The 20,970-nt window shown below is 64.0% G+C and carries 20 protein-coding genes; 14 read left to right on the top strand and 6 right to left on the bottom strand.

Annotated features, from left to right (window positions below):
• The first annotated feature begins 89 nt into the window (after positions 1-89).
• Genes leuS through holA form a run of 3 tightly spaced genes read left to right on the top strand, consistent with a single transcriptional unit; the run spans position 90 to position 4,332 of the window.
• Positions 90-2,729 (top strand): leucine--tRNA ligase, encoded by a 2,640-nt coding sequence (gene leuS / locus DBR47_RS21655; RefSeq protein ID WP_124454023.1) that lies wholly within the window; start codon positions 90-92, stop codon positions 2,727-2,729.
• A gap of 15 nt (positions 2,730-2,744) precedes the next feature.
• Entirely contained in the window at positions 2,745-3,254 is a 510-nt protein-coding gene (gene lptE, locus DBR47_RS21650) for an LPS assembly lipoprotein LptE (RefSeq protein WP_124454021.1), read from the top strand.
• 7 nt (positions 3,255-3,261) lie between these two features.
• The gene (holA, locus tag DBR47_RS21645; RefSeq protein WP_124454019.1) at positions 3,262-4,332 is read left to right on the top strand and encodes a DNA polymerase III subunit delta; all 1,071 of its coding nucleotides are present in this window, start codon (positions 3,262-3,264) and stop codon (positions 4,330-4,332) included.
• A 53-nt stretch (positions 4,333-4,385) separates the two neighbouring features.
• Here the strand turns inward: holA and DBR47_RS21640 are convergent, their stop codons facing one another.
• Complete coding sequence (locus tag DBR47_RS21640; protein WP_124454017.1) at positions 4,386-5,285, bottom strand: DUF5694 domain-containing protein; 900 nt, start codon at positions 5,283-5,285, stop codon at positions 4,386-4,388.
• Positions 5,286-5,414: 129 nt separating this feature from the next.
• A complete protein-coding gene (locus tag DBR47_RS21635; protein WP_124454015.1) occupies positions 5,415-6,299 on the bottom strand; it encodes a DUF3034 family protein in 885 nt (294 codons plus the stop codon).
• A gap of 136 nt (positions 6,300-6,435) precedes the next feature.
• On the opposite strand from DBR47_RS21635, the gene DBR47_RS21630 reads away from it, so the two are divergent.
• The 3 genes from DBR47_RS21630 to DBR47_RS21620 are packed head-to-tail and all read left to right on the top strand — an operon-like array spanning position 6,436 to position 10,053.
• Positions 6,436-6,873: a group 1 truncated hemoglobin gene (locus tag DBR47_RS21630; RefSeq protein ID WP_124454013.1), complete on the top strand. Its 438-nt coding sequence runs from the start codon at positions 6,436-6,438 to the stop codon at positions 6,871-6,873.
• Positions 6,874-6,909: 36 nt separating this feature from the next.
• The gene (locus DBR47_RS21625) at positions 6,910-7,557 is read left to right on the top strand and encodes a methylamine utilization protein (protein WP_197047214.1); all 648 of its coding nucleotides are present in this window, start codon (positions 6,910-6,912) and stop codon (positions 7,555-7,557) included.
• Between the two features lie 36 nt (positions 7,558-7,593).
• Positions 7,594-10,053 (top strand): bifunctional diguanylate cyclase/phosphodiesterase, encoded by a 2,460-nt coding sequence (locus DBR47_RS21620; RefSeq protein ID WP_124454011.1) that lies wholly within the window; start codon positions 7,594-7,596, stop codon positions 10,051-10,053.
• Positions 10,054-10,063: 10 nt separating this feature from the next.
• Here the strand turns inward: DBR47_RS21620 and DBR47_RS21615 are convergent, their stop codons facing one another.
• The 4 genes from DBR47_RS21615 to thiL are packed head-to-tail and all read right to left on the bottom strand — an operon-like array spanning position 10,064 to position 13,047.
• Positions 10,064-11,005: an NAD(P)-dependent oxidoreductase gene (locus tag DBR47_RS21615; protein WP_124454009.1), complete on the bottom strand. Its 942-nt coding sequence runs from the start codon at positions 11,003-11,005 to the stop codon at positions 10,064-10,066.
• Positions 11,002-11,502, bottom strand: a complete 501-nt coding sequence (locus DBR47_RS21610; RefSeq protein WP_124454007.1) for a CinA family protein — start codon at positions 11,500-11,502, stop codon at positions 11,002-11,004. The genes DBR47_RS21615 and DBR47_RS21610 overlap by 4 nt, the downstream gene beginning before the upstream one ends.
• A 19-nt stretch (positions 11,503-11,521) precedes the next feature.
• Positions 11,522-12,079: a phosphatidylglycerophosphatase A gene (locus tag DBR47_RS21605; RefSeq protein WP_124454005.1), complete on the bottom strand. Its 558-nt coding sequence runs from the start codon at positions 12,077-12,079 to the stop codon at positions 11,522-11,524.
• The gene (gene thiL / locus DBR47_RS21600) at positions 12,076-13,047 is read right to left on the bottom strand and encodes a thiamine-phosphate kinase (RefSeq protein WP_124454003.1); all 972 of its coding nucleotides are present in this window, start codon (positions 13,045-13,047) and stop codon (positions 12,076-12,078) included. The genes DBR47_RS21605 and thiL overlap by 4 nt, the downstream gene beginning before the upstream one ends.
• Positions 13,048-13,314: 267 nt before the next feature.
• Between thiL and DBR47_RS21595 the strand changes: the two genes are divergently transcribed.
• The 8 genes from DBR47_RS21595 (at position 13,315) to truD (ending at position 20,752) form a co-directional block, all read left to right on the top strand.
• Positions 13,315-14,079, top strand: a complete 765-nt coding sequence (locus DBR47_RS21595) for an ABC-three component system protein (RefSeq protein ID WP_124454001.1) — start codon at positions 13,315-13,317, stop codon at positions 14,077-14,079.
• Positions 14,076-14,300, top strand: coding sequence for an ABC-three component system middle component 7 (locus tag DBR47_RS21590; protein ID WP_124453999.1), 225 nt, complete (start codon positions 14,076-14,078; stop codon positions 14,298-14,300). The genes DBR47_RS21595 and DBR47_RS21590 overlap by 4 nt, the downstream gene beginning before the upstream one ends.
• The gene (locus DBR47_RS21585; RefSeq protein ID WP_124453997.1) at positions 14,290-15,930 is read left to right on the top strand and encodes a DUF2326 domain-containing protein; all 1,641 of its coding nucleotides are present in this window, start codon (positions 14,290-14,292) and stop codon (positions 15,928-15,930) included. Before DBR47_RS21590 ends, DBR47_RS21585 begins: the two co-directional genes overlap by 11 nt.
• Positions 15,931-16,871: 941 nt before the next feature.
• Positions 16,872-18,308 carry a serine hydrolase gene (locus DBR47_RS21580; RefSeq protein ID WP_124453995.1) on the top strand — a complete coding sequence of 479 codons (1,437 nt, stop codon included), beginning with the start codon at positions 16,872-16,874 and terminating at the stop codon, positions 18,306-18,308.
• 67 nt (positions 18,309-18,375) lie between these two features.
• The gene (locus tag DBR47_RS21575; RefSeq protein WP_197047213.1) at positions 18,376-18,744 is read left to right on the top strand and encodes a DUF6249 domain-containing protein; all 369 of its coding nucleotides are present in this window, start codon (positions 18,376-18,378) and stop codon (positions 18,742-18,744) included.
• Positions 18,737-19,312 carry an RNA polymerase sigma factor gene (locus DBR47_RS21570; RefSeq protein ID WP_197047212.1) on the top strand — a complete coding sequence of 192 codons (576 nt, stop codon included), beginning with the start codon at positions 18,737-18,739 and terminating at the stop codon, positions 19,310-19,312. Before DBR47_RS21575 ends, DBR47_RS21570 begins: the two co-directional genes overlap by 8 nt.
• Positions 19,309-19,638 carry a hypothetical protein gene (locus DBR47_RS21565; protein ID WP_124453993.1) on the top strand — a complete coding sequence of 110 codons (330 nt, stop codon included), beginning with the start codon at positions 19,309-19,311 and terminating at the stop codon, positions 19,636-19,638. The genes DBR47_RS21570 and DBR47_RS21565 overlap by 4 nt, the downstream gene beginning before the upstream one ends.
• A gap of 94 nt (positions 19,639-19,732) precedes the next feature.
• Positions 19,733-20,752 (top strand): tRNA pseudouridine(13) synthase TruD, encoded by a 1,020-nt coding sequence (gene truD / locus DBR47_RS21560; protein ID WP_124453991.1) that lies wholly within the window; start codon positions 19,733-19,735, stop codon positions 20,750-20,752.
• The last annotated feature ends 218 nt before the right edge of the window (positions 20,753-20,970 follow it).

Below are 20,970 nucleotides of genomic sequence, written 5' to 3'. Positions count from 1 at the left end.
GCCCAGCCGCTTGTATCGCGTCTGGGCCTTCGCCAGCCACAAGTTCCTTCCGGAACTTGAGTGCGGGCTCAGCCCCTACAATTTGGCGCATGAACGAAAAGTACGCCCCGAACGAGATCGAAGCCGCTGCGCGCCAGTATTGGAATTCCCGCGACGCTTACCGCGTGGTCGAGGATCAGAACAAACCCAAGTTCTACGCCTGCTCCATGCTGCCCTACCCCAGCGGCAAGCTGCATATGGGCCATGTGCGCAACTACACGATCAACGACATGCTCACGCGCCAGCTGCGCATGAAGGGCTACAACGTCTTGATGCCCATGGGCTGGGACGCGTTTGGTCTGCCGGCGGAGAACGCGGCGATGGACAAGAACGTTGCCCCCGCCCAATGGACGCGCGACAACATCGCCGATATGAAGGCTCAGATGCAGCCCCTGGGCCTGGCATTTGACTGGACCCGTGAAGTCGCCACCTGCGACGCCAGCTATTACAAGTGGAACCAGTGGTTCTTCCTGAAGATGCTGGAAAAGGGCGTGGTCTACAAAAAGACTCAGGTGGTGAACTGGGACCCGATCGACCAAACCGTGCTGGCCAATGAACAAGTGGTGGACGGCCGCGGCTGGCGCTCCGGCGCCCTGGTGGAAAAGCGTGAGATCCCCGGCTACTACTTCGCTATCACCCAATACGCTGACGAATTGTTGGCCAATGTGGCCGACCCCGAAGCTCCCGGCTATCTGAGCGGCTGGCCCGAGCGCGTGCGCCTGATGCAGGAACATTGGATCGGCAAGAGCGAGGGCGTGCGCTTCGCCTTCCCACATGAGATCAAGGGCGCCGACGGTGCTTTGATTCAGGACGGCAAGCTCTACGTTTTCACCACCCGCGCCGACACCGTCATGGGCGTGACCTTCTGCGCTGTGGCGCCTGAGCACCCCCTGGCGCTGCACGCAGCCGCCAGCAACCCCGCTCTGCAGGCCTTTATCGAAGAATGCAAGGCCGGCGGCACCACCGAGGCCGAGCTCGCGACGCAAGAGAAGAAGGGCCTGCGCACCGGCCTCTTCGTCACCCACCCGCTGACCGGCGTGCAAGTCGAGGTCTGGGTCGGCAACTACGTCTTGATGAGCTATGGCGACGGCGCCGTGATGGGCGTGCCCGCGCACGACGAACGCGACTTCGCCTTTGCCAAGAAGTACGACATTGAAATCAAGCAGGTCATCAAGGCTGAAGGCGAAACCTTCAGCCTGGACGGCTGGGCCGACTGGTATGGCGACAAGCAGCGCGCGGTCTGCATCAACTCGGGCGAGTTGGATGGCCTGCCGCACAAGGAAGCCGTCAACAAGGTCGCCGAACTGATTGGTGCCAAGGGCCTGGGCGAGAAGAAAACCACCTGGCGTCTGCGCGACTGGGGCATCAGCCGCCAGCGCTACTGGGGCACGCCTATCCCCATCATTCACTGCGCCGACTGCGGCTCGGTGCCCGTGCCCGAGAAAGACCTGCCCGTGGTGCTGCCCGAGGACTTGATCCCCGATGGCTCCGGCAATCCTCTCAAGAAATGCTCGTCCTTCCTGAATGTGGCCTGCCCCAGCTGCGGCAAGCCCGCTCAGCGTGAGACGGACACCATGGACACCTTTGTGGACAGCGCTTGGTACTACATGCGCTACACCTGCCCAGATGCGGCAGACAGCATGGTCGATGCCCGCAACGACTACTGGTCGCCCATGGACCAGTACATCGGCGGTATCGAACACGCCGTGCTGCACCTGCTGTACGCGCGTTTCTGGACCAAGGCCATGCGTGATATCGGCCTGGTGAAGTTCGACGAGCCCTTCACCAAGCTGTTCACCCAAGGCATGCTGCTGAACGAGTCCTTCTACCGCGAAGAAGCCTCGGGCAAGAAGCGCTGGTTCTACCCCAGCGAGGTGAATGTCCAGTTCGACGACAAGGGCCACCCCATCGGCGCCACGGCCAAGGACGACGGCTTGCCCGTGTCCCTGGGAGGCATCGAGAAGATGTCCAAGTCCAAGAACAATGTGGTCGAACCGCGCGACATCATCGAGAAGTTCGGCGCCGACACGGCACGCTTGTTCACCATGTTCGCCGGCCCACCGGACCAAAGCGCGGCTTGGTCGGACAGCGGTGCCGAGGGCGCTTACCGTTACCTGCGTCGCCTCTGGGCTTTCGGCCTCAAGCACCAGTCCAGCATTCAAGCTGCGGGCACCAGTTTCGAGGGTCAAAGCTCGGCCGCTCAAGACCTGCGCCGCGAAGTGCATAAGCTCTTGGGCCAGATCAGCAGCGACTATCAGCGCCTGCAGTACAACACCGTGGTCTCGGGCGTGATGAAGCTGCTCAACGCCCTGGAAGATGCCAAGCTGCAGGCTGGTGATGCGGCCGCCCTGCGTGAAGGCACGGGCATTTTGCTGCGCGCCCTCTACCCTGTGGCGCCGCACATCACCCACGGTCTGTGGCAAGCCCTGGGCTTTGAAGCTCAGTTCGGCGACCTGCTCGACGCCCCCTGGCCCACCGTGGACGAAGCCGCCCTGGTGCAGGACGAGATCGAGCTGATGCTGCAGGTCAATGGCAAGCTGCGTGGCGCGATCAAGGTCGCGGCCGGCGCGGACAAGGCTGCTATCGAAGCGGCCGCCCTGGCCAACGAAGACTGCATCAAGTTCTGCGAAGGCCGGCCGGTGAAGAAGGTCATCGTGGTGCCGGGTCGTCTCGTCAACGTGGTGGCCTAAGCGCGGCTGGCTCAGATGCAGCAGAACCGACGCCAAGTCCTGCGCGCCAGCGCCCTGCTGGCAGCGGCCCTGAGCCTCAGCGCCTGCGGCTTCCAGCCGCGGCGCGAGCCGGAGCTGCTGTTCCAGAGCATTGCGCTGACCGGCTTCGCGCCGGGCTCGCCGCTGGCGCAGGAGCTGCGCCGCCAGCTGGCGCGCACGCCTGTGAAGCTGGTGGAAGACCCCAATCGCGCCGAGCTGGTGCTGGAGGCGCTGCTGGACGAGCGCGACAAGACCTCGGTCGTCACCACCACGGCCGGCCAAATCCGCGAATGGCAGTTGCGCGTCAAGCTGGACTTTTTGCTGCGCACGCCAGCGGGCGAAGTCTTGCTGCCCAATACCCAGCTGCGCATGTCGCGCGACATGAACACCACCGAAAGCGCCGCCCTGGCCAAGGAGCAGGAAGAAGCCCAGCTCTACCGCGCCATGCAATCTGACGTGGTGAATCAGCTTTTGCGTCGCCTGGCGGCCGTGCGTTTGCCGAGTTAAATCCCCCATGCAAATCCGCGCCGACGCCCTTTCGCAGCAGCTTTCCAAAGCCCTGCGCCCCATCTACACCGTGTACGGCGACGAGGCCTTGCTGGCTCAGGAAGCGGCCGACGCCATCCGCGCCGCGGCCCGCGCCCAGGGCTATGGCGAGCGCAAGGTCTTCACCGTCGCGGGCGCCTACTTCGACTGGGCGCCGGTCTTGGGCGCGGCTCAGGCCATGAGCTTGTTTGCCGAGCGCCAGTTCATCGAGATCCGCATCCCTTCCGGCAAGCCGGGCAAGGACGGCTCCGAGGCCTTGCAGCGTTACTGCGAGCATTTGCCTGAAGACGTCGTCACCCTCGTCACCCTGCCGCGCCTGGACAAGACCCAGCTGAACAGCGCCTGGTTCCTGGCCCTGGACGGCGCCGGTGCCAGCGTGCGGGTCGATCCTGTCGAACGCCGCGCCCTGCCGCAGTGGATCGCCCAACGCCTGGTGGCGCAAGGCCAACGCGTGCCCGAGGGTGAAGAGGGTCAACGCACCCTGGCCTTTTTTGCCGACCGGGTGGAAGGCAATCTGCTGGCCGCGCACCAGGAATTGCAAAAGCTGGCCCTGCTGCACCCCAAGGGCGAGCTGAGCTTGGAGCAGATCGAAGCCGCCGTGCTGAACGTGGCCCGTTACGACGTGTTCAAGCTGAGTGAATCGGTGCTCGGCGGCCAGGTCGCCCGCGTGCTGCGCATGCTGGACGGCCTGGAGGCCGAGGGCGAAGCCGCCGTGCTGGTGCACTGGGCGCTGGCCGAAGACATCCGCGCCTTGAAGCGCGTGCGCGACGCGGTGGACGGCGGCAAGCCCCTGCCCATGGCCTTGCGCGAGGCACGAGTCTGGGGGCCCAAGGAGCGCTTGTTTGAGCGCATCGTGCCGGGTCTGCACGCCGCCGACCTGACCCGTTTGGTGCAGGCCGCGCAAGTCTGCGACGGCTTAGTCAAAGGCCTGCGCCACCCCGACTGGCCCAGCGAGCCCTGGGCCGGCCTGCGCCGCCTGGCGCTGATGCTGGTGGAGGCCACGGCGCCGCGCGCGCCGCGTCTCGCATTGCAAGGCTAGGAGTCTGCGCAGCCGACACTTCTTCTGCCGCGCAGACTCCTAGGGGCAGCCGCTCAGGGCTTGGCCTTCAACCAAGCCTGGGTGTCCACCACCTCGAACACGCCAGACTCACGCGCGTACTCGCTTAACAGCTTGGCATGGCCAGAGCCCACGATCAGCAAGACCCGCGCGCCAGGCTGAGCCAGCTCGCGCAGCTTGCCAAACATGCGCAGATTGCGCGTCATCCAGTGCCCCACCCAGTTGGCGCCGGCGCCCCATTCATCGTCGGCCAGGGTGGCGTACTCAAAGTAGCGCGCATGTGAGGCGGCCATGCACTCCGCCGAGTTGATCAACTGCAAAAAGGCGCGCAAGCCTTGCGCATGCAGAACCAGGTAGCGCTCGTCCGACTCGGCTTGCGAGCGGGCCCGTATGGCCTGCAAGCGCGCAGTTTGCCCACGCGCCTCGGCCCATTCTTCGTAGTTGTAAGCCTTCAGCTCACCGGGCGGCATGCCGTTCCAGTTGATGGCCCGCATCTGCCACTCGTCCGGCCCGCCCATGCCTTGCAGCAGGCGAAAGCCGATCTGCTCGATCTCGCCGCGCCCGAGTGGGGCCTTGCCCGCACGCCAGTCCGCGTAGCGCTGTTTGAGCTTGGCCTCGTTGCGCGGCAGTTCTTCCACCGCCACGACCGTGGGTTTGAAACCGGCCAAATCGGCAACCAGAGCTTCCAGCTCCTGTTGACGGCGCGGGCTCAGGATGTCATCGGCCTGCTGCTTGACCACATCCAGACCCGGATTGGCCATGTGATAGGTGGCCAGCAAGAGCAGCTGCGGCTTGGCAGGTTTTTGCGCTACTGCGGCGGCGCTGTTCTCGGCCGCATGAGCCGCGGGGCCGAAGCAGGTGCCCAAGGCCAGGGCGATGCCGAAGGCGGCGCGCCGAGCCAGGGCAGGCATTGAGAGTGAATCGAGTGTTGACATAAACGTCCAAGTTTCAAAGAGTGCAGGACCTGGGCAAATTCTTGCCAGGCCTGGACCGCCAGCCCAGCGGCAGGCGACGAACTGCATAACTTGCTACTTGGACGGCTTCAAACCCAGCCCAAATGACTCTCAGAACTGCGCTTGCAAGGAGAGATAGCTGCCGCGCTGCGCCTTCTTGTCGGCGATCTGACCCAGGTCCAAAAAGGCCAGGGTCAGATTGATGTTGGCGCAAGGCCACCAGCTCAGGAACAAGTCCCAGGCGCGCGTCTCGGGGGCGGCGCTGAGCAGGCTGGGCTTGTCGCGCCACTCCAGGCCCAGGGCAAGGTTGTCGCGCGGCAGCAGCACCAGCGAGGCCTCGGCCTGGGCGCGCAAAGCGTCGCCCCGGTCGCCGCCAAAGCCCAGCAAGCCCATCTGATTGGCGCGCGTGCCGCGCAACGTCAGATTGCCCAGCAGATTGAAGCCGCCCGCCGCACCCAGCCACAGCTTGCTGAAGCTGAGGTAGGGCTCGGTATCGCTGGCGCGCTTGGCGCCCAACAGCTCGGGCACCAGCATGCGGCTGTTGCGCTTGTGCTGCAGGCCCAGGGCGATCTGCGGCCAGGGGCTGTCGGCCTCAAACACCGCATCACCGAAGACCCGCCACTTCAGGCCGAATACGTCGACGCCCAAGCTCTGGCCCGGCACCGTGTCGGCCAAGCCAAAGCGCCAGCGCGCCGCCGACAACTCCACGCTGTCGTACAGGCCCAGGGCCACACCCCCGGCCTCCAGCACATAGCCGCCCCGGGTCTGCACCCGGGTGGCAAAGGCCGAGGCACCGATCTCATCGCGGCTGCCGCCGCCGGCGATCAAGGCCCAGGGGCTCAGGCCGCCACCGGCCGCGCCCTCGACCTGGCTCACACCCGAGGTGGCCAGCAGCTTGTTGCCCGCCCAGGCCTGGCCAGCGCCCAAGCTCAGCAGCAAGGAAACGGTGAAGGCGATCCGTCCGAATCGGGGCCTAGGGCACGGGAGTTCAAGCATGGCGTGAGGCGACTCAAGTCGACGGCAAAAAAGGTCGATAGAACAAGGCGAGGGATTCGCCTGTTTGGTTTTCGGCTGAACACAGGGAGCCTGAAGCAAGAACTCCTAGATCCAAGCCCGCCAAGCCCTTCAAGCCATGCCTTCTCAACGCCGCCACCACCTCTTTGCCTGGATGCTCAGCCTGCTCCTGCTCGGCGCCTGCGCCAGCCCAGCCAAGCCCACGCTCTACCAGCGCCTGGGCGGCGAGGCCGGCATCGCCCAGGTGGTCTCGCGCACCTTGGATCGCAGCGCCAGCGATGCACGCACCCGTCGCAGCTTTGAGGGCATCAAACTGGCCGCCATCAAGACCAGCCTGGCCCAGCAGATTTGCGCCCTCAACGGCGGGCCCTGCGTCTACGAAGGCGAGACCATGGCGCGCTCACACCGCGAGGCCAAGATCACGGCCAGCGAGTTCGATGCCCTGGTCAGCATGCTGCGCGAAGAACTGGACGCCGCCGGCGTGACGGCCTCCGCGAAAAACGAACTCTTGCGTCAGCTCGCGCCGATGAAGCGGGATATCGTTGCCAACCATTGACTTGCCCCCCGCAACCCTGCTCCAGAGAGGTCGGCCATGAACGCAATAGCGCCCCATCAGCGCCGGCCAAGCTGGCGGCCCGCCGGTTTGGGCCTGGGCCTCGGCCTATGGCTAGGCCTGCTCAGCCTCGGCGCCCACGCCCTGCCCTGGAGCGTGCAGGTGCGCGACGCCAAAGGCCAGCCCCTGGCCGATGCCGTCATCGCCGTCGAGTTAAAGGGTCAGCCCAGCCGCCTGCCCGCCGGCAGCAAGACCCAGGCACAGATCGAACAGCGCCGCCGCCAGTTCCAACCCTTTGTGCTGGTGGTGCAGACCGGCACGCCGGTCAATTTCCCTAACTTCGACACGGTGCGTCACCATGTCTACTCCTTCTCGGCGGCCAAGAAGTTCGATATGAAGCTCTACTCCGGCACGCCCGCCGAGCCGGTGCTGTTCGACAAGGCCGGTGTGGCCACCCTGGGCTGCAATATCCACGACAGCATGAGCGCCCATGTGGTGGTGGTGGACACGCCCTTGTTCGGCAAGACCGATGCCAGCGGCCTGCTCAAGCTGGACCTGCCCGCTGGCGAACATATGCTGCGTTACTGGCACCCCGGTTTCAAACAGCCGCTGCTGCGCGAGCAAGCGCTGAGCGTGAGCGGTACGGGCAATAATCAGCTGGAACTCAGCCTCAGCCTGGAGCGCTGAGCGCGCGCCTGGCCTCTCTAGCCCGCCCCCCGTCCGATGAAACTTGCCCTGCCGGCTTTTCTCAACCTCAAGCGCCTGGAAGGCCGCATCGTCGCGCCCTTTCTGGCCTTGCTGGCCGTGGTGCAACTGGCCAGCTGGTTCATCACCGACGCCAACATCAAGAACAGCACCGAGCTGACCGTGCAAGCCGAGTTGCAGACCGGCCAGCGCATGTTTGAACATCTGCTGGTGCAGGACGCGCAACAGCGCACCGCCCTGCTGCGCCAGCTGGAGAACAACCACGGCATCCGCGATGTGCTGGCCGATGCCGGCAGCATGAGCCGCGAGGAATTCGCCGAGACCCTGGTCAGCGCGCTGGACTCCAAGAACCGCACCCTGCTCAAGGCCGGCCTGATCGCCTACGCGGACAGCAATGCCCAGGTGATCGCCGCCACCGCCCCCGAGGCGCAGGACTTTGCCGCCCTTCTGCCGCGCTTGCAGACCGCCATGACCCAGGCCAGCGAGGGCAAGGCCCCGGCCTGGCAAACCAATCTGGCCCTGGTCAAGGGCCGCGCCTACCAGCTGGTGGCCGTGCCGGTGCATGCGGCCGGCCTGGGCGGCTGGCTGCTGATGGCGGTAGACCTGCAGGACGAGCCGCTGCGGGAGCTGCAAGACCTGTCCCAGCTGCACGGCGTGATCCTGCGGCGTGACCAAGCCCAAGCGGCCTGGCAGCCCCTGGGCTCGGTGCTGGACATTCAGCACACCGTCGCCGTAGCCCAGCAAATGCAAGACAAGCCCGAAGGCGACAGCCGCCCCTTTGGCCTGCAGATCGGCGCCGAGGAGATGCGCGGCCTCTACCTGCCCTTGCTGAAAGAGGGCTCGCAGGAGCTGGTGGTGGTGCTGCTGCGCTCTTTTGACAAGGCCTTTCTCTCCTTCGGCCTGCTGCGTCAAACCCTGGCCTGGCTGACCCTGCTGGGCGTGGCCGCCTTTGCCCTGGGCAGCGTGCTGACGGCGCGCCGCATCAGCGAGCCCATCTCCAAGCTGGCCGACTCGGTGGAACGCCTGGGCCGTGGCGACTACGACACCCCGGTGGCCCCGATCAAGGGCGCTGAGGAGGTCAGCAATCTGGCCCGCGCCTTTGAAGCCATGCGCCAAGGCATACACCAGCGCGACACCAGCTTGAACGACCTGGCCTTCAAAGACCAGCTGACCGAGCTGCCCAACCGCGCCGGCTTCGGCCTGCTGGTGAGCAATGCCCTGGAGCGGGCCGGGGCCGCCAACTCCGCAGCCGTGCTGACCCTGGGTCTGGACCGCTTCAAGCATGTCAACGATGTGCAGGGCCATGAATTCGGCGACCTGCTCTTGCGCAAGGTGGCAAAGCGCCTGCAAGCCCTGCTACCCGGCCCCGAAGACGCCCTGGCCCGACTCAGCGGCGATGAGTTTGCCCTGCTGCTGCGCGGCGCCAATGAAAGCTCGGCCCTGGCTCTGGCCGATGCGATCCGGCGCGATTTTGAAAACCCCCTGCAGATCCAGGATCAGACGGTGGACCTGAGCGCCGGCATCGGCATCGCCCTGGCGCCCCAGCATGGGCGCGAGGCCAAGCTGCTGTTGGCCCGCGCCACCCTGGCCATGTTCGACGCCAAAAAACGCCAGAGCGGCAGCATGGTCTACAGCGCCAAGCTGGATGTGGGCAGCCAGGAGTCTTTGTCCTTGCTGGGCGAATTGCGCCACGCGGTCGAGGCCGGTGAGCTGCGCCTGTATCTGCAGCCCAAGGTCGATCTGGCCCGGGGCCGCATCCTCAGCGCCGAGGCCCTGGTGCGCTGGCAGCACCCCGAGCGCGGCCTGGTGCCGCCTCTGCACTTTATCCCCTTTGCCGAGCAAAGCGGCTTCATCCGCAAGCTCACCACCTGGGTGATCGCCGCCTCCTTGCGCGCCTGGTCGCAGGCGCGGGCGCAGGGCGTGGATCTGCGCATCAGCGTCAACCTCTCCACCCGCGATCTGCTGGATCAGGACTTGCCGGGCAAGATCATGTCCATGCTCGCCACCCAGGGCGCCAGCAGCCAGGCCCTGTGCCTGGAGATCACCGAAAGCGCCATCATGGACGACCCCCAGCGCGCGCTCAGCACGCTGGAGCAGCTCAGCGCCCTGGGCTTCAAGCTGTCCATCGATGACTTCGGCACCGGCTACTCCTCGCTGGCCTATCTGAAGACCTTGCCGGTGGACGAGCTCAAGATCGACAAAAGCTTTGTGCTGGCCATGGAAAACGATCTGGGCGACGCCAAGATCGTGCACTCCACCATCGAGCTGGCCCACAACCTGGGCCTGTCGGTGGTGGCCGAGGGCGTGGAGACCGCCAAGGCCTGGAAGATCCTGGCCGCCCTGGGCTGCGATGAAGGTCAGGGTTACTTCATCGCCAAGCCCATGCCCGAGAACCAGTTCCTGGACTGGCTGCGCGGCTGGCAGGCCCCCGATCTGAGCAGCGAATCGGCCGACACCGTGTTGGGCGGCCTCAGCTGAGGCTGCGGCCTCAGTAGCCGCGCTGTCGGCTCACTTGGTGAGCCAGCGGCCGCCCCTCGCGCAAAGCCCGCAGATTGGCCAACACCACGGCCGCCGCGCTGCGCGCATCGGTCTGCGCCGCGCAATGCGGCAGCACCGTCACCTGCGGGTGCTGCCAAAAGGCATGACCGGGGTCTAACGGCTCCTGCGCGAACACATCCAGCACGGCATGGCCCAGCTGGCCGCTGGCCAAGGCCTGCAGCAGGGCCGCCTCGTCCACATGGGCGCCGCGCGCCAGGTTCACCAGGGCCGCGCCACGCCGCATCTGGGCCAGGCGCGCCGCGCTGAAGAACTGCTGGGTGGCTGGGGTCAGGGGCAGCAGATTGATGACCACATCGGCCTCGGCCAAGGCGGCTTGCAAAGCGGCCTCACCGGCCAGGCAGCGCAAACCAGCTTGTTCGGTAGGCCGGGTGCTCCAGGCGCTGACGGCATAGCCTTGCGCCGCCAAGGCCCGCGCCACACGCCCACCTAACTCGCCCAGCCCCAGCACCAACACGTTGACCTCGGCCGCGCGGCGCTGCTCGGGCTGCTGCCAAAGGCCTTCGCGCTGCTGGCGGGCCAAGGCAAAGAAATGCCGGTGCAGGCTCAGCACGGCCCACAGCGCCGTGTGCACCATGGCCTCGTTCATCGCCGGGTCCACCATGCGGGAGAGCGGCACCTCGGGCGGCAAAGTGGGGTCTTGCAACAGGCGGTCCACCCCAGCCCAGACGGACTGAATCAGCCGCAAGTTCGGCAAGCCGATCAAGCTGCCGGGTTCGGGGTTGGCGACGATGGCCGCCTCCACCTCGGCGGCCTCGGCCGGGTCGGTGGGCGGGGCCAGCAAGAAACGCTCGGCGGGCAGTTCGGCTTGCAGCAGCTGCAGCCAGCGGTCCCGCTCTGCATCAGACCAGCGACCCAGCAGCAGCAAACTCATCGGTCTTTATCTTCTAATGCCTCGCACAAGGCCATCAGACCGGCGCGCAAGGTGGCCGTGCGCACGGCGTGGCGGTCACCGGTGAATAGCTCTTGCCAGACCTTGGGCTCGGCGCAGCCGTGCACCAGGGCCAGCCAGACGGTGCCCACGGGCTTGTCGGTGCTGCCGCCGGTGGGGCCGGCGATGCCGGTCACCGCCAGCGCCCAGTCCACCGGCGCATGGGCCAGCAGGCCGCGCGCCATATGCAAGGCCACCTCGCCGCTGACCGAGCCATGCAGGCCGATCAAGGCCGCGGGCACACCCAGCAGCTCGGTCTTGGACTCATTGCTATAGCTGACCACGCCGCGCTCAAACCACTGGCTGGAGCCCGACAAGCTGGTGCAGGCTGCGGCGATCAGCCCGCCGGTGCAGGACTCCGCCGTGCCTAGGCGCTCGCGCCGCTGCATCAGGGCCACGGCAATGCGATCGATCAGTTCTTGCTCTTCAGGGAAATGCATGGGGGCCTCCTGTCAGAAGTCAGAAGAATAGGAATCGCCACAGCGCGATCACCAGAAGCGTACATCCAGCCGCGACGAAATCGTCAAACAAAATGCCCCAGCCCTGCGCCCAGGTCACCGGCTTGCCACGCTCGCCTTTGTAAAGCCGGTCGGCCCAGCCCACCGGGCCGGGCTTGGCCGCGTCGAAGTAGCGGAACAAGGCAAAGGCGATCACCTGGCCCAAAAAACCCGTGGGCATGACCAGCCAGAGCACCAGCCAAAAAGCCAGCACCTCGTCCCAGACGATGGCGCCGGGGTCAGGTGTTGCCAGGGCCCGCGCTGTCATGGTGCATGCCCACCAGCCGAGCACCGTGCCGCCCAGCAGCAAGCCGGCCCATTGCCAGTCGTTCAGCCAGGGGTTGATGACCAGAAAGGCCAGCCAGGCCCACAAAGTGCCCACCGTGCCCGGCGCAACAGGCGAGAGCCCGCTGCCAAAGCCCAGGGCGATCCAGCGCGCCGGGTGAGCCAGCATGAAGCTTGCGGTGGCGCGGCGGGGTGCGGCCGCGCTGGCCAAGGATTCGTCGACGCCGATGCTCATGCTTGTTTGAAATGGTCAAAACTGCTCAGGCCCAAATCCAGCGCCCGGCCCTGGGCATCGAACAACCGCAGACCGGGCTCGGCCTCGATGCAGCCGATGCGGGTGATGGCCGTGCCGCTGGCCGCAGCGGCGGCCGCCAGTTGCGCAGCGGCGGCTGCGGGCGCGGTGAACACCAGCTCGTAATCATCACCACCGGCCAGGCCGCATTCGCGCTGCATGGCCAGGGGCTGGCGGCGCAACACGGCGCTGCGCGGCAAGGCATCCACCTCCAGGCGGGCACCCACGCCCGAGGCCTTGAGGATGTGGCCCAGGTCGCCCACCAGGCCGTCCGACACATCGATGGCGCTGTGCGCCAAGCCGCGCAAGGCCTGACCCAGGGCCACGCGCGGCTGCGGGCACTCCATCGCCTGGCGCGCCAAGTCAAAGTCCTCACCGGGCAAGCGGACCGTGCCACGGAAGGCCTCCAGCGCCAGCCGCGCGTCGCCCAAGGTCGTGCCGCTCACATAAACATCGTCGCCAATCTTGGCGCCGCTGCGCAGCAAGGCCTGGCCACGCGGCGCCTCGCCCATCACCGTGATGCAGATGTTCAGCGGCCCGGCCGTCGTGTCGCCGCCCACCAGTTCGATTCCATGGGCTTGCGCCAGCGCGAACAAGCCGCGCGAAAAGCCCGCTAGGAATTGCTCGTCGGCCCGCGGCAAACTCAGCGCCAGCGTGAAGGCCCGCGGCCTCGCGCCACAAGCCGCCAGATCGCTCAGGTTCACCGCCAGCGCCTTATGCCCCAGACGCTCAGGCGCCACCGTGGACAAGAAATGCCGGCCCTCGACCAACATATCGCTGGAGACCAGCCACTGCATGCCCGCCGTCGGATTGATCACCGCACAGTCATCGCCAATGCCTACCGGCACAGCCTCAGCCGACGGCCGGCTGTGCTCCTTGAAAAATCGTTGAATCAGATCGAATTCGCCCATGGGGGGATTGTGTCAGGGAGGGAGGTGGGGGACAGTCGTTCAGCGCTTGCGCCCGACTACCCGTCGCCGCGAGTACCGGTCATTCTGTTGGTTGCGAATTAGACCGATCCCACCAGTTTGGCCATTGATCCAGCAACCTGACGAGAATTCTGTCGGACTACGTTTGTATCAGCCAAAATCGCCGTCACAAGCAGTGGTCGGGAGCGACCAAATTAAATCAATAACGGTCAACGTTGTGCGCCAAGCGCCGACGGAAGGAGGGACCTAGTGACGAACGCAAGACGTGGATACAACGACGCGGAGATCGCTGCTCTGCTTGCGCAGGTCAGCAGCCGCTGCCCGCTATGTGACGACCCACTGTTCTATCGAAAGCTGAAACGGCAGTACAAGGGCTACGAGATGGCCCACATCTACCCTCTGAACCCGCGTCCGGAGGAACTCATAGAGTTAGCTAACCTGCAAATGCTCTGTGCTGATGTAAACGACCCGGACAACATCATTCCCCTTTGCAACGCCTGCCATGGGAAGTTTGACAAGCCCCGGACCGCACAAGAGTACCTCGACCTTTATCAGATCAAGTCCGATGCTTTGCAGCAAGAGCGGCAACGTTCTCTGGCTTCGCAGTACCCCCTTGAGCAGCAGATTGCAGCGGTCGTTGCTCATTTGCACAGTGCTGCCGTAGAGGGTGCGGAGAGTGCAGAGTTGTCATTCACCCCAAAGGCAGTCAATGACAAACTGGATGCGACTATGCCGCCGCCCACCAAGCGCAAGGTTCGTAATGCTGTCGAAGACTACTTCCGGCATGTGCAGGCCGCCTTCTTGGAGCTTGAGCGTAGCGACCCTGGGTGCTCCGAGCAGATCTTTGTCCAGGTGAAATCGTTTTATGTGATGCAGAAGCGTCAAAGTCTGCCTCAGGCACAGGTGTTCGCCAATCTGGTCGCCTGGATTCGCGTCCGGGCAAAGGCCCAAACCCTTGAGTCGGCTGAGGCCGTAGCATCTTTCTTCATCCAGAACTGCGAGGTGTTCGAGTGATCACCCCTAACAAGGCTGTACCACTATCCGCCTCCGTCTTGGGGAACCTGACCCATGTGCTGAAAGTGGGGCCCGAATCGATCCGGCTGGCGGATCTGTTCCAGCAGGTGGGCGACAAGTTCGAGAGCATCGACCAGTTCTTGCTGGCTTTGGATGTTCTTTTTCTGCTTGACCGTTTGACCGTCGACTTTGGTACCGAGAAGGTTGTATATGCTGCGTGAAATCCGCTGCGAGAAATTTTGCAACCGCGTTGTAAGGTTTCATCCAGGCTTGAATGTCGTACTGGGCGACGAAAACGCGACCAACTCCATTGGCAAATCCACGCTTTTGATGCTGGTGGACTTCGTGTTCGGCGGCTCGACGCTTCTGGATTGGAATAAGGACATCGTGGCTGAGCTGGGACACCACCACTATGACTTTGCATTCGAATTTTCTGGTGAACTGCACCGCTTCAGGCGCGAAACGATCACGCCAGAAACCCTGTACGTCTGCGATGCGGACTACAAAGTGCAGTCGGCAATACAACTGGATGAATTCAACGCGTTCTTGAAAAGCGCGTACGGCCTCGCTGAACCCGGTCAGTCGTTCCGCGCTGCTGTCGGCCTTCATTTGCGCGTGTGGGGCAAGACCAACCTAATCCCCGACGAGCCGCTGCATGTGTTCCCGAAACAGAAGGACAAGGATTGCATCGATAACTTGGTCAAAACTTATGGCAAGTTCGAAGCGATTCGTGAGCGCGACCAAGCAGCGCGAACTGCCGATACGGAGCTGAAGGTTATTCGGGCCGCGGCAAGCAAGCAGCTTATTCCGAAGGTCACCAAGACGGGGTACACAAATGCGAAGGTACAGATCGCGGGTCTTGAGCGCGATCTTGAAGAAGTGCGTCAGAACTTGGCGAGTTACGCGACAAGTCTGAGTGCGGTAATTAATAAAGAAGTCCTAGAACTCAAAGAGCGTAAAGATGATCTGCTTCAGCGCCGCATGATCGTGGCCGGGCGCCTACAGCGGGTCGACCGCAACCTCGGTGGAAAGCGAGCCCTCCACGGTGGAAATTTCCTGGACCTCCAGAGATTCTTCCCGGAGATCAACACCGAAAGACTCGTTGAAGTTGAAGCGTTTCATGACGGCGTCGCCCGCATCCTCAAGGAACAGCTGAAACTGTCCAAAGAGCAATTGGCAGAGGAATTGAGCCTGATCGACTTAGGCATTGCAGGCATCGACGCGGAGATGGCTGCGGCATTGGGATCAGTCGAACAACCTGAGTCGCTGGTTGACCACGTCTACAAGGTCGCTTTGTCACTTCAGGCTGCACGGAACAACAGAGATGGCTACGAGCATGAGCAAGCACATATCGATGCGCTGAACAAGGCGAGGGAAGCGCTCGCGAAAGTGAAGCAACGCATCCTCAATGAAATTGAGACCAGTGTGAATGAAGGGATGCGCAAGATCGTCAGCGAAGCAGTCGGCGAGCACCGCAAGAGCCCGCGCCTGTCGCTCGCCGACACCACCTACAACTTCGAGGTCTTCGAGGACACCGGAACAGGGACGGCGTACTTCGGTCTCGTACTTTTCGACATGGCGGTCTTTCGGGCTACCAGCCTTCCAGCTATTGCGCACGATTCCGTGCTCTTCAAGAATATTTCGAACGACTCCGTCGCACATCTCGTCGGGCTGTACGCAAAGATCCAGAAGCAGTCATTTATCGCGCTTGACGAGATCCAGAAATATGGGCCAGTAGCTGCTCAAACGTTGCAAGAACAGAGTGTCATACAGCTCAGCGACCGTGCTGTACTCTATGTCAAGGACTGGCGGCCGAGCCGTCCACCGGCGTCTAGGTCCGATGCAGTTTGACAACAAGAGCGGGATACCGATCGAAATTTGGCTGCCGCATCTGAGTAGCTAAGCCGGACTGGGACACCCATCGATCCAGACGTTCCTTTGGATCCAGGTTGGTGGGTCGCACCTCAACCTTATCCGAACTCACGATGGCCACCCTCATCGGGCCGCCTCGCTCAAGAGCTCACACCAACTGGCGGGACATCATCCAGTCGCCTTGATTCATGCCAAGTGTTTCTGCTGAACCAAAGGGAAGCTAGGCATCGTGAAATAGATTGACCCGATATCGCTCCCCAAAGCCTTGAGCGCAGATTTACCCCCTATTCGACTCAAAATCTGAGTCGAATAGGCTGATCTTTCAACTCAAACGCTGGCATGACCATCTTCGTCTGCCGGCACTTGCGCCGCTGCGCCCGCTCCGCACTCCTCCCTCACCCACTCCTCATCATCCATTGCCTCACCCCGAATCACATCGTTGCCCGGCAGGATGCGTGTGAATTGGAAGCTATCGTTTTGCAACACGCGGCCCGAGGCCTAGTTGCCCAGGGCCACGGTGGCGACCAGGCGGTGGACGCCGCAAGCCGTCAAATGCTCGCTCGCCGCGCATGCAGTTTCGCTGGCGTAGGCCATGCCACAGAAGCGCCTGAAGACCGAGTAGCCCAGATTGCTAGCCTCCAACCCAGCGGTGACCTCAGCATCGAAGGCGGCTGTTCAAGCAGGAGGTGGAGGCGCGGCAAACTGTCGTTCATCGCCTTGCTCGCTCAACACTCACCAAAAAAGTCTGGCTGTGCTGAATCCATTTGCAGCAGCACCCGCATCTAAGAGCCAGAGACCGCCATTCCGGCCGGTCATGCCCGAGAGCCTGACTCCTCATGATTGCCTTCAAGCCCTTCGCCAGGACTGCGGTCCGGCCACTGTCACTCACGATGATTCTTTGCGCGGCCTTGGCATGTGCCATGCCGTCTGCGAAAGCCAGTCAAGCGCTGAGCAAGCCCTTGCCCGAAACGCCGGTGGGCCGGCTTGCTGGCAGCTTGATCCAGCATGTCAGCACTGACAAACCGCCGGAGATTCGGAAATGGGCGCAGGCCCGGCTGTCGGCTGCCATCCCGCAGGAAGACAGGGACGCCTTCGTCGCCGATCTCGAATCGGCGGCGCGTGACAGCGGCGGCCTGGAGGTGATCGACGCGCGCATCAATCCGCGCCAGCCTGAGCAATTGCAAGTCGCGGTCAAGGCCAGGCGTGACGGGCGCCACGCCCTGTTTGTCTTGGCGGCCGATGCGGCGCAAGCCGAGCAATTCAGCGAGGCGGGCTTGCACCCGATGGACGACCCCAGTCTCTACGCCGACTGGCCCGCCGCGCCACTCACGCAGGCCCAGCTGAAGAACTTGGTTCGCAAAGCACTGGACCGGCTGGTGCAGACGGAAGACTTCTCCGGCTGCGTCAGCGTGCAGGCGGCTGGCGAAGCCGCGTTCCACGAATGCCGGGGTGCGGCCGAGCGCACTTTCGGCACGCCGACCAGCAAGCTCACGCGCTTTCACATCGGCTCGATGAACAAGATGTTCACCGCCGTCGCCATCGCGCAGCTGGTGGAGGCCGGCAAGCTGGGCTGGCAGGACAGCTTGGCGCAACACGTCCCCGAGTATCCCGATCAAGCCAGCGCCAAGAAGATCACCCTGTGGCAATTGCTGCATCACACGGCGGGTTTGGGCGACTTCCTGGTGCCGGAGTACTTTGCGCACAGCGAGCGCTTTCTGAACCCGGCGGACTACCTGGACCTGATCGCGCGCCAAGCGCGGGTGAGTGAGCCCGGCCAGCAGTGGGCGTACAGCAATGCCGGCTTTATGCTGCTCGGCCGCGTGATTGAAAACAGCTCGGGAGAGAACTTCTTCGACTACATGCAAGCCCATGTTTTTGCGCCTGCGAATATGCGGGCCAGCGGCTTCGACGCCTTGGACGAGGTGGTGCCCAGCTTGGCCATTGGCTACTACCGAGACGGCTTGTTCTCGCGCGACTGGAAGGCCGCTTGGCGCAAGCTGGGGCTCAAGGGCGGGCCGGCAGGCGGTGGCTATTCCAGCAATGAAGATCTGCTGAAGTTCGCCCAGGCCTTGCGGGACGGCCGTCTGCTGAAACCAGCCACACTGAGCCAGATGTTCGAGAACGGAGTTCCCGCTGGCCCTGGCCGTTACGCGGCTGGCTTCTCCGACCGCCCCTCGCAGGGACGGCATATCCGTGGCCATTCGGGCGGCATCGAGGGCACGACCGCCAATCTGCAAATCGTCTGGGAAAGCGGCGCGGCCGTCGCCTTGACCAGCAATCAGGGGCCGACTCAAAACTGGATGCTGGTCGAGCGCATTGCCGATCTGCTGGCCGCCACGGCCGCCGCCAAACCATGAGGCCGCACGCAAGCTTCAGGTCCTCGACCTCATCCTCAGAAAACAAACCATCGCCAGGAGCATGACCATGATAGAAATCTTCATCCCCCTCATTCTGATGCTGGCACCCGTGCTCATCGTTTGGCTCGTTCTGGGCTATCGCGACCGGCAGACGCAAGCCCGCTACCGCACCCTTTTGCAGCTGGCCGACAAGGGCGTGGAGCTGCCGCCACAACTGCTGTTGGAGCCGCAAGCGGTGTTTGATGAACGCCGGCGAGGCATGGTGCTGGTGGGCGGCGGCCTGGGCTTGATCGCCATGTTTCTCAGCCTGCCCGGCCAACTCGACAGCGGCGAGAGCCTGGCGCGGCTCTGGGGCATCGGCCTCTTGCCGCTGATGACGGGGCTGGGCTATCTCGGCAGTTTCTACCTGAACGAGCGGGGGCGCCTGCGTGGCTGATGGCGCCGCCGAGGATCGCATCGATCAAGCGCTGGTGGCCCGTGTGCTGCTGGACGGCGACCGTCGGGCCTTTGAGCAATTGATGCGAAGGCATCAAGGCATGGTGCGCGCCCAGCTGCGTCGTTTGCTGCAGGGCGATGCGGCCGCGGCCGATGATCTGGCGCAGGAAACCTTTTTGCTGGCCTGGCGCAAGCTCGAGCAGTTCCGTGGCGAGGCGCGCTTTTCCAGCTGGCTGTATCGCATCGCCTACACCTGCTTTTTGCAGTCGCGCCGAGGCCCCGTCAGGCATGAGGCGCTGGAGGGCGAGGCCGAGGCGCAGCTGCCCGCACCGGCCCAGCCCTTGGAGCTAAAGCTTGATCTGGAGCGCGCGGTGCAACGCTTGTCCGCGCCGGAGCAGGCCGTGCTGCTGCATTGCGTGCAACTCGGGCTGAGCCATGAGGAAGCCGCCGAGGTGCTGACCATGCCCCTGGGCACAGTCAAGACCCACGCGATGCGTGGCAAAGCGAAGTTGAAAACATGGCTGGCGGCTTGGCGCGAAGCCGTCGGCACGGAGGAAACAAAGCCATGAAGAACGATCTGGATGACGACGCGATAGAGCGGCTGCTGCAGCAACAATTTGAAGGGCCGGTGGCCGACGATGGCTTCTGCGCGCGGGTGATGGAGCAGCTGCCTGCACGGCGGCGTCAATCGGCCTGGCCGGTTTGCTTGGGCCTGCTGGCCGGCATGGCAACTTGCTGGATGCTTCTGGCCGACAGCCCCTTGTTGCGCAAGGGCTGGGCGGACTGGCTGGCTGGAGCCCCCTCGCCCTCAGCAATCACCCTGTGGTTGGCGAGCGGCGTCCTGGCTTTGCTGGCGCTGGCCTGGGGCTTGGCCGAGACGCGGGCAGGCACTTAGGCCTGCACGTCGCCCGGCAGGGGGGACAATCGCGGTCTGGACTTCCCCCAAGCAGGCCAGTCCCTCCCTACATTTGCTGCCCTCAGCCCCCCTCATGACCGACGCTCAATCGCAATACACGACCCTGCCGCTGTGGCCCAAGGCTTACCCTGCCAGCGGCGCCAGCGCCACGCTGAAATTTCTCAATGAAGATTTCATCGTGACCGAGCTGCCGCTGCAGCAGCCCTCCGGCGCGGGCGAGCACCTCTGGCTGGAAGTTGAAAAGAATGGCGCCAACACCGCCTTCGTCGCCGAGCAGCTGGCCGCGGCCGCCGGGGTGAAGGAATGGGATGTGGGCTATGCCGGCCTGAAAGACCGTTACGCCATCACCCGCCAGTGGTTCAGCATCTATCTACCCAAGGGCGAAACGCCCGACCTGACCCTGCTTCAGCACCCGGAGTTCAAGGTGCTGAGCCAGAGCCGCCACGTGAAAAAGCTGCGCCGCGGTGATCTGCAGGGCAACCACTTCCGCATCGTGCTGCGGGATGTGAGCGGCGACCGCGCGGCAATCGAAGCCAATCTCAAAGCGGTTGCAACCCGAGGCGCACCCAACTACTTCGGCGCCCAGCGCTTCGGCCATGACGGCGGCAACGTCGAACAAGGCCGGGCCATGCTGGCGCGCGAGATCCGCGTGCGCAACCCGAAGAAAAAAGGCATCTACCTGTCGGCGGTGCGCTCCTTCGTCTTCAATGAAGTGCTGGCCCTGCGAATACAGCAAGGGCTTTGGGGCAAGACTCTGGTCGGTGATGTGATGGACGAGGCGGGCCGCCCCACCGGGCCGCTCTGGGGCCGAGGCCGGGTGAGCAGCAGCGAGGAAGCGCAGGCCCTGGAAATGGGCGTGGCCGAACGCAACGCCAGCTTGTGCGACGGCATGGAACACGCCGGCCTGGATCAGGAGCGCCGCGCCCTGGTAACAAGCCCGCTGGACATGGCCTGGGAATGGCCGCAAGCCGATCAGCTGCTGCTCAGCTTTTCATTGCCGGCCGGGAATTACGCCACATCCGTTCTGAGCGAAATCCTGCAGACCTCGGAGCCTGAGCGGCTCGCCGAGAGCGAAGCCGCGCCCGTCGAATAACGGCGCAATCCCTGCTCAGCCCTTCTTCTCCTTGTTCTTCTTCTCTTTGTCGTAATGCCACTTGATGGCGAAGAACATGCCCGTGCCGAACACGAGAACTTTGAAGACCAAGAGGAAGACAGGGATCCATTCCATGATTTCGAGTTTTTCCAGGCGATGCGCTGAGACTTACGATGATGAGGAGCGTGGCCTTGCCACGCGGCTGGCGCATGGTACGC

Source organism: Paucibacter sp. KBW04 (assembly GCF_003852425.1).
GTDB lineage: Bacteria > Pseudomonadota > Gammaproteobacteria > Burkholderiales > Burkholderiaceae_C > Paucibacter_A.
Note: the sequence above shows the minus strand (reverse complement) of the source record. Positions and strands in the feature narration are given on the sequence as shown.

Coding starts and splice junctions, on each gene's coding strand:
- leuS (WP_124454023.1), top strand. CDS start 90: ATGAACGAAAAGTACGCCCCGAACGAGATCGAAGCCGCTGCGCGCCAG.
- lptE (WP_124454021.1), top strand. CDS start 2,745: ATGCAGCAGAACCGACGCCAAGTCCTGCGCGCCAGCGCCCTGCTGGCA.
- holA (WP_124454019.1), top strand. CDS start 3,262: ATGCAAATCCGCGCCGACGCCCTTTCGCAGCAGCTTTCCAAAGCCCTG.
- DBR47_RS21640 (WP_124454017.1), bottom strand. CDS start 5,285: ATGTCAACACTCGATTCACTCTCAATGCCTGCCCTGGCTCGGCGCGCC.
- DBR47_RS21635 (WP_124454015.1), bottom strand. CDS start 6,299: ATGCTTGAACTCCCGTGCCCTAGGCCCCGATTCGGACGGATCGCCTTC.
- DBR47_RS21630 (WP_124454013.1), top strand. CDS start 6,436: ATGCCTTCTCAACGCCGCCACCACCTCTTTGCCTGGATGCTCAGCCTG.
- DBR47_RS21625 (WP_197047214.1), top strand. CDS start 6,910: ATGAACGCAATAGCGCCCCATCAGCGCCGGCCAAGCTGGCGGCCCGCC.
- DBR47_RS21620 (WP_124454011.1), top strand. CDS start 7,594: ATGAAACTTGCCCTGCCGGCTTTTCTCAACCTCAAGCGCCTGGAAGGC.
- DBR47_RS21615 (WP_124454009.1), bottom strand. CDS start 11,005: ATGAGTTTGCTGCTGCTGGGTCGCTGGTCTGATGCAGAGCGGGACCGC.
- DBR47_RS21610 (WP_124454007.1), bottom strand. CDS start 11,502: ATGCATTTCCCTGAAGAGCAAGAACTGATCGATCGCATTGCCGTGGCC.
- DBR47_RS21605 (WP_124454005.1), bottom strand. CDS start 12,079: ATGAGCATCGGCGTCGACGAATCCTTGGCCAGCGCGGCCGCACCCCGC.
- thiL (WP_124454003.1), bottom strand. CDS start 13,047: ATGGGCGAATTCGATCTGATTCAACGATTTTTCAAGGAGCACAGCCGG.
- DBR47_RS21585 (WP_124453997.1), top strand. CDS start 14,290: ATGCTGCGTGAAATCCGCTGCGAGAAATTTTGCAACCGCGTTGTAAGG.
- DBR47_RS21580 (WP_124453995.1), top strand. CDS start 16,872: ATGCCGTCTGCGAAAGCCAGTCAAGCGCTGAGCAAGCCCTTGCCCGAA.
- DBR47_RS21575 (WP_197047213.1), top strand. CDS start 18,376: ATGATAGAAATCTTCATCCCCCTCATTCTGATGCTGGCACCCGTGCTC.
- DBR47_RS21565 (WP_124453993.1), top strand. CDS start 19,309: ATGAAGAACGATCTGGATGACGACGCGATAGAGCGGCTGCTGCAGCAA.
- truD (WP_124453991.1), top strand. CDS start 19,733: ATGACCGACGCTCAATCGCAATACACGACCCTGCCGCTGTGGCCCAAG.